The sequence below is a fragment of the Vibrio sp. 1402 genome, from assembly GCF_033340275.1.
On sequence record NZ_JAWOWE010000087.1, the window covers coordinates 1 to 1,087 of the forward strand.

Sequence of the window (1,087 nt, forward strand, 5' to 3'; positions counted from 1 at the left end):
CACAATCAATTTGACCAGTTCATACTGACTGGTGTTGGTATCTTGGTATTCATCAACCAATAGATAGCGGATGCGATTTTGCCAACGCTGACGCACGTCTTCATTATTACGCAGCAGCAATACTGGCAGCAGGATCAGGTCATCAAAATCGAGCGCGTTGTACGCCTTCATCTGCTTCTGGTACATCTCAAAACAAAAAGCGAACAGCTGTTGTTGCTCGCCTTTCGCCATCGCTTTGGCTTGCTCTGGCGTCAACATGTCGTTTTTCCAGTTGGAGATCGTACTCAATAGTTGTTTGAGTAGGTCTTTATCACCGTCGAGTTGCTTTTCCGTCAACTCTTTCAACAGCGCCATCTGGTCTTGATCATCAAACAACGAAAAGCCCGCTTTTAACCCAAGCTGCTTGTACTCACGTTTGATGATATTCAAACCCAAGGTATGGAAAGTAGAAACCATCAAACCTTTCGACTCGGCTTTACCCAAGGTTTGACCAACACGCTCTTTCATTTCGCGCGCGGCTTTGTTGGTAAAGGTCACGGCCGCGATGTTTCTTGCTTTGTAGCCACATTGCTGAACCAAGTAAGCAATTTTATTAGTAATTACGCGCGTTTTACCTGAGCCTGCGCCGGCAAGCACTAGGCATGGACCAGACACGTATTTTACGGCTTCATCTTGTCTAGGGTTCAGCTTCATACAAATTCTCTGCGGGTGACAAATGTGGCGCCTATGATAAAGGGGTGGCTCTTTGAATGCTACGGTGATTTTCTCGTAAATTTTACCCCGATTGGTGCAACATTCTGTTGCATAGTAGACCAGACTTTAAGCTATAATGAATGAACGTTCATTCACTGGTAGTAGGATTATGACGGACAACCCTGCTGTAGATAAACGCGATCAAATACTTGCCGCTGCGGAGCAGTTAATTGCAGAGTCTGGCTTTCAAGGGCTTTCTATGCAAAAGCTGGCCAACGAAGCTGGTGTCGCCGCCGGGACGATTTATCGCTATTTCTCAGACAAAGAACATCTATTGGAAGAAGTGCGTCTTAACGTAGCCAAACGCATTGCTTCTGCAGTGCAAGCGGGCGTT

At 46.2% G+C, this 1,087-nt stretch carries 2 protein-coding genes; one reads left to right on the forward strand and one right to left on the reverse strand.

What is annotated here, in order from left to right; genetic code table 11:
- On the reverse strand, positions 1 to 693 hold a 693-nt coding region (locus R7044_RS24300), incomplete at its 3' end, for a UvrD-helicase domain-containing protein (protein ID WP_225455884.1).
- 169 nt (positions 694 to 862) lie between these two features.
- On the opposite strand from R7044_RS24300, the gene R7044_RS24305 reads away from it, so the two are divergent.
- A partial coding sequence (locus R7044_RS24305; protein WP_225455885.1) for a TetR/AcrR family transcriptional regulator occupies positions 863 to 1,087 on the forward strand: 225 nt, incomplete at its 3' end.